General features: G+C 60.5%; 6 protein-coding genes. 1 reads left to right on the top strand and 5 read right to left on the bottom strand.

Annotated elements, in window-relative coordinates:
• Together AC1D1P_RS17590 and AC1D1P_RS17585 are read right to left on the bottom strand one after the other, a co-directional pair.
• Nucleotides 1–215, bottom strand: a 215-nt coding sequence (locus AC1D1P_RS17590; protein ID WP_477673848.1) for a glutathione S-transferase family protein, incomplete at its 3' end; no start/stop codon positions are given.
• Nucleotides 216–255: 40 nt separating this feature from the next.
• Complete coding sequence (locus AC1D1P_RS17585) at nt 256–711, bottom strand: methylated-DNA--[protein]-cysteine S-methyltransferase (protein WP_477673847.1); 456 nt, start codon at nt 709–711, stop codon at nt 256–258.
• A 445-nt stretch (nt 712–1,156) separates the two neighbouring features.
• Here AC1D1P_RS17585 and AC1D1P_RS17580 point away from each other — a divergent pair, with 445 nt between their 5' ends.
• On the top strand, nt 1,157–1,720 hold the full coding sequence (locus AC1D1P_RS17580; protein ID WP_477668747.1) for a bactofilin family protein: 564 nt from the start codon (nt 1,157–1,159) through the stop codon (nt 1,718–1,720).
• A 116-nt stretch (nt 1,721–1,836) separates the two neighbouring features.
• Here AC1D1P_RS17580 and AC1D1P_RS17575 read toward each other — a convergent pair whose 3' ends face one another.
• The 3 genes from AC1D1P_RS17575 to AC1D1P_RS17565 all read right to left on the bottom strand — a co-directional run.
• A complete protein-coding gene (locus AC1D1P_RS17575) occupies nt 1,837–2,562 on the bottom strand; it encodes an LrgB family protein (RefSeq protein ID WP_477668746.1) in 726 nt (241 codons plus the stop codon).
• Entirely contained in the window at nt 2,555–2,926 is a 372-nt protein-coding gene (locus AC1D1P_RS17570) for a CidA/LrgA family protein (protein WP_477673850.1), read from the bottom strand. The genes AC1D1P_RS17575 and AC1D1P_RS17570 overlap by 8 nt, the downstream gene beginning before the upstream one ends.
• Before the next feature lie 93 nt (nt 2,927–3,019).
• On the bottom strand, nt 3,020–3,679 hold a 660-nt coding region (locus AC1D1P_RS17565; protein WP_477673849.1), incomplete at its 5' end, for a serine hydrolase domain-containing protein.

Raw genomic sequence — 3,679 nt, 5'->3', positions numbered from 1 at the left:
CCGTTGATCAGTACGGGCACCTGCTTTTTTGGGTTGATTCGCACGACCTCCGGGTGCTTGGGTGAGTAGCCCTCGGTCTGCGTGAAGGGCACCATGACGATATCGAGCGGTATGCCTTTTTCAAACGCAGCGATCTGCACCTTGGCGCCGAACATGCTGAGGCGGGCTGAATAGAGACGAATCGCGGGCGTTTTCTCTGTAGAGGTGTGCGGCATGGGTGGGTGAGTTTCGTGGTGATGGGCGTTTGTTCAATGACTATGACGTGGAGGGCGGCGGCTCACGGTCAAACAGACCGGGTGCGCCGCCGATCTCGGCACCTTCAATCAGTAGCATGCGCAGCTTGGTCGAGACGCCGCCAGGCGCGGAAAAGCCGCCCGACTGCGCGCCAGCCGCCAGAACGCGGTGACAGGGCACGACGATGGGAAACGGATTGTGCCCCAGCGCCTGACCCACGGCACGCGCTGAGCCGGGTTCGCCAAGCTCGGTGGCGATGTCGCCGTACGTGCGGGTCTTGCCTGGAAGAATCTCCTGCGCAATCGCGTACACCCGGCGGTTGAAAGAGGGGACGTGACGCAGGTCCAGTGTGCAAAAGCGCAAGTCACGGGCCTCACCCGCCAGCAGGGCTGTCATGGCATGTATGGCCAATTGCATGTCGTGCGGCGGCGTGGCAGGAGCCAGCTGCGCAAACTCCCTGTGCAAACGGGACAGCATGCGGCTCTCCGATGTTTCGGGCAGYCRCACGGCTGCAATCCCGTGTGCGTTCCACACCAGCGCGCACTGCCCAACGGCAGTGCCAAAAAGTGCGAAGGCGTGAAATTCACTGTCTGCGGTCATGGTATCCGACATGCTACACGCGACCAGTATCTGAGGTTTGAGACATTTCGACAGGGGAAGATCGGCACTGCGAACCGCGGCCAATGCCACGTCAAAAAATCATCGTGCCGATACAAAGCGGGCAGGTTTCGGGTGCCAATTGGACGGAGTTTTCCTCATGTATCGCCAGCCGTACATAGGCGCACATGGAGCCTGTTGTTATTGCCGCAGGGCGAATGCAAACAAGGGAATGTAAGAATTAATTTCGTTACCTATCTTGCATACAGCTGAAGCTTTTAATTTTCTGCAGACGTACCATGCGTTCTTTTTGAAGGAACTCACAATGGCAACACCGTTCTTTGGCAAGCGAGAAAACGAGACACCAACGGGCTTGCGTCATGGCCCGGGAAATGGCTATGGGACCACGGGTACGTCCAGTGCTTCCGGCGCGCTGCAGTCGGGAGCGTCGTCCACAAATGTGAACCAGCAAAACACCGCCAAGGCGGTCAATGAAGCACCTGTCGGCACGGTAAAAGAAGGCGGCAGCAAGTTGACGGTCGGCCCGAACATCAAACTCAAGGGCGTGGAGATCACGGACTGCGATACGCTGGTGGTCGAAGGCCTGGTGGAAGCCACCATGGATTCGCGAGTGATCCAGATTGCCGAGCAGGGTGCGTTCAAGGGCTCCGCAGAAATCGATGTGGCGGAAATCCGTGGCGAATTCAACGGCAACCTTACAGTGCGGCAGAAACTGGTGATTTACTCGACAGGAAAAGTCACGGGCATCATCCGCTACGGCAAGCTGGTGATTGAAGAAGGCGGCCAGCTTTCAGGCGAGATCCTGTTCGGTGCGCTGGCTGCGGCCAAGCCGGCGAGCGTGGTCAAACCAGGTTTGCAGGCGGTGTAGGAGACTTAAAGCAACAACAGGCGCATTTCTGACGCGCTACCGAAACCTCCACATCACTTCCCTGCTGCTCGCGGCAGGAAGGTGATGCGGAGTTTTCGTGTTTGCGGTTCGGGCTACTACAGCCACCGGAACGCCAGCGGTATCAGTGCAGACGCCAGAACCACCTGCAGGCCCAGCGCCAACCCGGCGTAAGCGCCCGCGTCGGCATTGACCTGCAAGGCTCTCGCGGCGCCCAGCCCGTGAGATGCCGTGCCCAGCGCAAAACCACGCGCGGCCCAGCCCGCAGCGTCCACGGGAATTCGCAAGGCGTCAAACAGGTATTTGCCGCTGAGCGCACCGACGAGGCCGGTGACCACCGCAAACACTGCCGCCAGCGCAGGGATTCCGCCGATCCTTTCCGCAATACCCATGGCGACCGGTGCGGTGACAGACTTGGGCGCTAGCGACAGGGTAACTTCGATGGGCAAGCCTACGGCCCATCCCAGCAACAATGCCGACCCGCTGGCCGCGGCACCGCCGGCCAGGGCCGCAAGCAGCAGCCGGCCCCAGCGCCTGCGCAGTTCTTCGCGCCGCAACCACAGTGGCCATGCCAGTGCCACCACCGCAGGGCCGAGCAGGAAATGGATGAACTGGGCGCCCGCAAAATAGGTGGGGTAAGGCACGCCGGTGGCCAGCAGGGTGCCGGCCAGGCAGACAACCGTCCACAACACAGGATTGGCCCAGGGCGCTTGTCCGAGACGAGCGTAAACGGCTTGCGCGAGCACATACACCACCAGCGTCGCGGTCAAGCCAAACAGGGGTGTGGCCGACAGGTAGACCCATAACTCCACAAATTTAGGCATGTGGAGGGTCCGGAGGAGGGGTGTCGCTGCGGTCCCGCAGCAGGTGCAGCATCAGTACGGTCACGAGCAAACCCGCCAAAGTGGACGCCACCACGACCAGCAACATGCGTGCGCCGTACTGGCTGACCAGTGAAAGATGGGTCATCACCCCGACGCCGACAGGTACAAAGAGTAACGAAAGGTGCGAAAGCAGGAAGTCTGCGCACACTGCCACAGGGGTGCGCACCGTATCTGACTGGAGGCCCAGCAGAAGCAGAACCATGCCAATCACGGGGCCAGGAAACGGCAGGGAAAAGCCGCGAGAAAGAAGTTCCCCAGCGGACTGAAAGACGAGTAACCAGGCCAAACCCCGCAACGCTGTCATGGCATGGTTTCCACGGGAGATGAGCGCACTCTCGAAGCGATGGGGTCGAACGGAATTGCCGGAGTGGTCATGGCAAGACCCACCCTGGAAAGTTYAAGGRCTGGMAAAAAGATCYCCTTGCGGCCACTCCCGCACCGCATTCGCCGCGCCCCACAGGGCCTGGTCGATGTCTTTGAAGAAKGCGCGGCGCCCGGATGGGTCCGGCCTGGAATTGAAGGCYACCACCCATGCATAGCCTTGCCGGGTCCGAAGTGCCAGGGTCTGCAGGCCCGGCTGGCTGCCTGTGTGCCACCAGTTATCGCCCTTGTCACTCCTGACGACGTGAATGCCTGCCGCATAAAAGCTGCGCGGATTGCCGTCTTTTTCCAGCATCGGCTCGCTGCGCATGGTTTGCAATGACTCCTCATTCAGAAGGCGTTTCCCCCGTGCGCCGTCGATCGCCAGGAAAAACTTCAGCACATCTGTTGGCGTTGCAATCCAGGCGCCCAGTGCGTCCATGTTTTCGATGGAGTAGGAGCCGTAAGGACTGGGTACATTCGCGTTCGTAACACCCGGTGCGCCCCGCTGCAGCGGTTCTCCGGGATACGCGTAGTACTTCGTCTCGCCCTGCCGGCTCTCGGTGCTGCTTGCAGCCTGAAAGCCTTTGCCGGTGGACGGCATCAGAAACTCCCGGCTGCTGAAGGCGCGGTAGGATTCGCCGGTGACGATTTCCACAACCCTTCCGAGCATGCAGTAACCGGTATTGGAATAGGC

The organism is Polaromonas sp. P1_E1_2 (genome assembly GCF_056406035.1).
Note: the sequence above shows the minus strand (reverse complement) of the source record. Positions and strands in the feature narration are given on the sequence as shown.

Bases quoted from the DNA above. Each gene is read 5' to 3' on its own strand.
- AC1D1P_RS17580 (WP_477668747.1), top strand. From the start codon at position 1,157: ATGGCAACACCGTTCTTTGGCAAGCGAGAAAACGAGACACCAACGGGC.
- AC1D1P_RS17585 (WP_477673847.1), bottom strand. From the start codon at position 711: ATGCTGTCCCGTTTGCACAGGGAGTTTGCGCAGCTGGCTCCTGCCACG.
- AC1D1P_RS17570 (WP_477673850.1), bottom strand. From the start codon at position 2,926: ATGACAGCGTTGCGGGGTTTGGCCTGGTTACTCGTCTTTCAGTCCGCT.
- AC1D1P_RS17575 (WP_477668746.1), bottom strand. From the start codon at position 2,562: ATGCCTAAATTTGTGGAGTTATGGGTCTACCTGTCGGCCACACCCCTG.